General features: G+C 36.3%; 3 protein-coding genes. All 3 read left to right on the top strand.

Annotation, left to right across the window (positions count from 1 at the left end):
• The coding region (locus ACZQCL_RS07060) for an FAD-dependent oxidoreductase (RefSeq protein ID WP_482482449.1) at positions 1 to 2,550 on the top strand (2,550 nt) is incomplete at its 5' end.
• Between the two features lies 1 nt (position 2,551).
• Positions 2,552 to 2,896, top strand: a complete 345-nt coding sequence (locus ACZQCL_RS07065) for a hydrogenase maturation nickel metallochaperone HypA (RefSeq protein WP_118115861.1) — start codon at positions 2,552 to 2,554, stop codon at positions 2,894 to 2,896.
• Between the two features lie 95 nt (positions 2,897 to 2,991).
• Positions 2,992 to 3,945 (top strand): Rpn family recombination-promoting nuclease/putative transposase, encoded by a 954-nt coding sequence (locus ACZQCL_RS07070; protein WP_227990942.1) that lies wholly within the window; start codon positions 2,992 to 2,994, stop codon positions 3,943 to 3,945.
• Positions 3,946 to 4,160 lie beyond the last annotated feature (215 nt).

The raw sequence follows: 4,160 nt of genomic DNA on the forward strand, positions 1-4,160 counted from the left end.
GATTTATGTTTGTGTTTTGAAGTGCGTAAACCACTTTCTTTTGAAGAAGTAGTGAAAAGAAGTGGGTGGCCAGCAGGAAGAGTGAATCGTGTATTAAATGAAGTATGCGACATTGGAATGATTGAATACAACTGGGAAAATGAGGATCATCATAAACAGTTTGTGCTTCCTCAGTTTGTTCCTGGAGCAGCTGAATTTATGGTTATGAATAAAGATCTTGTAGAAGAACATCCAATTGTTGCGGATTTCTTTGAAAAGATGACGCGATTACCACTTGAAAAGGTAACGCCAATGGTTCCACCTGGAGGAGCAGGCATTGGTATGCATGTTATTCCTGTAGAAAAGGCGATTCATGCAAATCAGCAAGCGGTAAGTGTAGAAAAGATTTCGCATTGGTTGAATAAATACGATAAATACGCACTTTCTCCATGTTCATGTAGAAGACAACAACGTGTTAGAGGTGAAGGAACTGGTGATGTTGAAGCGGATGTTTGTATTGCGGTAGGTGATATGGCTGACTATGTTGTACAGACAAACAAGGGTGGTCATTATTGTACGTATGAAGAGGTTATTGAAACTTTAGAACGTTGTGAAAGAAAAGGATATGTACATCAGATTACGAATATTGATGGAGAAGATAAGATTTTTGCGATATGTAACTGTGCACATGGCGTATGTAACGCATTAAGAACGAGTCAATTGTTTAATACGCCAAATATGTCGGCAAGTGCTTATAGGGCTCATGTGGATAGTGAAAAGTGTGTTGCGTGTGGAAAGTGTGTGGAAATTTGTCCTGTAGGAGCGGCAAAATTGGGTCAAAAACTTTGTACAAAAGATGGACCTGTATCATATCCTAAACAGGAACTTCCTGATGATGTAAAGTGGGGCCCTGAAAAGTGGAACTGGAATTTTAGAGATACAGCTAAAGTCAACTGTTATGAAACTGGAACATCACCTTGTAAGAGTGCATGCCCTGCACATTTACCGGTACAAGGCTATATTAAGATGGCGAAAGAAGGTCGCTATATGGATGCATTAAAGTTAATTAAAGACTTTAATCCATTTACAGCCGTATGTGGAGCTATTTGTAATAGAAGGTGTGAACAACAGTGTACGCGTGGATTGATTGATGAGCCTTTGGCTATTGATGAAATCAAGAAGTTTATTGCCGAACAAGAACTTCATGAAGATAAGCGTTATATTCCTTTATGTGAAAATGTCGAAGGCAAATTCTTCACAAACAAAATGGCCGTTATTGGCGCAGGTCCTGCTGGTATGAGTGCCGCTTATTATTTAAGGATAATGGGCTATCCTGTCACGATATTCGAAAAGGAAGAAAAACCAGGCGGTATGTTGGTCTATGGCATTCCATCTTTTAGATTAGAGAAGTCTGTGATTGAAGCTGAAATTGAAGTGTTAAAAGCTATGGGTATTGAGTTCAAGTGTGGCATAGAAGTAGGTAAAGACATTTCTTTGGATGATTTAAGAAATGAGGGATATGAAGCATTCTATGTGGCCATTGGTGCTCAAGGATCAAGAAAATTAAATATTCCAGGAGAAGATAATGCGATGGTTGAATCTGGAATTGATTTCTTGCGAAAGGTGAATAAAGTAGAAGATCCTAATCTAATTTCTGGCGATGTGGTTGTCGTTGGTGGTGGAAATGTTGCGATAGATGTAGCTCGTGCAGCTTTAAGAAGTGGGGCACAAAAGGTTCATTTATGTTCTTTAGAACAAGAAGGCGAAATGCCGGCAAGTCCTGAGGAAGTATTAGAAGCTAAAGAAGAGAAAATTCTTCTTCATTGTGGATGGGGTCCAAAGAAAATCTTAGAAGATTCAATTGTATTTAAACAATGTGTAAGTGTAAAGGATGAAACTGGAAGATTTAATCCAAGCTATGATGAGAGTGTTTTGGAAACTATACAATGTAGTCATGTATTACTTTCAATTGGACAAAGTATTATTCCAATTCAAGGATTGGATGTAGAAGTAAATCCAAATGGAACAATCAAAGCGGATGGTACAACACTTCAAACATCTGTTGAAGATGTATTTGTGGGTGGTGATGTGTATACAGGTCCAAAATTTGCGATTGATGCGATTAGTCATGGTAAAGAAGCAGCTGAATCTATGCATCGTTTTGTTCATAAGGGGCATTCTCTAACAATTGGAAGAGACTTACATTTATTTAATGAATTTGATAAGAATAACGCATTGATTGATATTGATTTTGATCATGCCAAACGACAGATACCTGGTATTAAAAAGGGGTTGGGTGAAAAATCCTTTAGAGATTTACGTTCGACATTTACAGAAGAACAAGTTAAGATTGAAGCCAATCGATGTCTTGGATGTGGTGCAAGTATTGTGGATACCAATAAGTGCATTGGTTGTGGTTTGTGTACGACAAAATGCGAATTTGATGCGATCCACTTAACGCGTGATATCAAAGATGGTGCAAGAATGGTTAAGGCGGAAGATAAGATGAAGGCTATCTTGCCGTATGCGGCTAAACGCCAAATCAAGATTATTCGCAATAAGAATAAATAGTATGCATGAATTAGGAATTGTTGTACATATTTCAAAAACATTAGAAGAACTTGCACAAGAAAATAATATTACAGATATTCGTAGAGTGACTTTGCAGATAGGAAAAGTAAGTGGAATTGTTCCTGAGTATTTAGTAGATTGTTGGAAATATTATAAGAAAAAAGTTCCTTTAATTGAAAACTCAACACTAGAATATGAATGGATTGAAGCCATTACGATTTGTAATGAATGTGAAAAAACATATGATACGATTCAATATGGAAGAGAGTGTCCATATTGTAAGAGTGAACATACAGTTCTTCTTCAAGGTAATGAGTGTCTCATTAAGGAGATTGAAGCCGAATAAGCGTCGAAAGGCGCTTTTTTTTGCTTTTTTTAGAAAAATTCCTTTTTTTTACGTATATGAGTATGTAGGAAATGCCTACTAGAAATGAGGTGCTCATGCGTAGCGCAAATTTATTAAATGATTTCGCCTTTAAGTATGTGTTTGGCGAAGATTGTAAGGAGGCTAATGATGCCTTAAAATCATTACTCACGGTATTTTTAGAAAGGAAAGTCCATCATGTGGTTGTTAAAAACTCAGAAATGGTGAAAGATTTCAGTAAAATGAAAAATCCAAGATTGGATCTGTTGGTTGAATTTGATGATCGAACGATGGTGGATTTAGAAATGCAGTTAAGACAAACTCAAGATCATCTGCCGATTCGCTTTAGTTATTATTTGGCTAGACTTCATGGTTCTCAAGAATTGGAAGGAAAATATTATGGAGAGTTAAAGGAAACAATTGTCTTAGTGTTCTTTAATGTGAATTTAATTGATAATCATAGAATGTGTAACACATTCACATTGAAAAATGAGGATGGCTTATCTTTTGTGAAAGAAACAGAAGATCGTATGAAGTTACGAACGGTTGAAATGGCAAAGTTGGATGTAAACAAGCCGCTTGAAGAAATGAATGAACAGGAAAAGATGATTTATTACTTTTTGAATTGCCACAAAGGAATCGAAGATAGTAAAATTAAGGTGATGATAGAAAGTGATGGGGTGATTCAAATGTTAGAGAAGCGTGTAGAAACCATATCGGATGATGGTTGGAAAAAAATAATAGAAGATTTTAGAAAACTACATGAAAATGAAGAGCGAATGGAACGACAGCTCGAACTTGAAGAGGCTCATAAAGCAAAAGAAGAAGCAAAAAATGCATTACAAGAAGCGAATAAATTAAACCAAGAAGCTGATAAGAAAGTAGAAGAAGCTGATAAGAAAGTAGAAAAAGCAAATAAACTAGTGAAACAAATGGTTTGCAAGATGTATGAAGATGGTTTTAGTCTTGAACAAATTTCTGAATATTGTTCACTAAATGTGGATGAAATTCAGGTGTTGATAAAATCATAAATTTTCTGTTGCATTTAAAAAAATGTTTGTTTATAATAAAGCCATCCTTTGTAGAGGCAATGAAAAGAAGAAGTAGTCGTGGATGCTGCTGATAGTGAGTTCCTGATGGTGGAAATGGAACAGTAAGCACAGGGTGAACGTGTCTTAGAGCTAAGCTTTCGAAGATTGAGGAAGCTTCGGATACTCCCGTTATGAGTTAAGGGCTTGTACATTAG

Source organism: Holdemanella sp. (assembly GCF_056804935.1).

What these genes read in the sequence shown, in the direction of transcription:
- ACZQCL_RS07065 (WP_118115861.1), top strand. Translation starts at nt 2,552, where the DNA reads ATGCATGAATTAGGAATTGTTGTACATATTTCAAAAACATTAGAAGAA.
- ACZQCL_RS07070 (WP_227990942.1), top strand. Translation starts at nt 2,992, where the DNA reads ATGCGTAGCGCAAATTTATTAAATGATTTCGCCTTTAAGTATGTGTTT.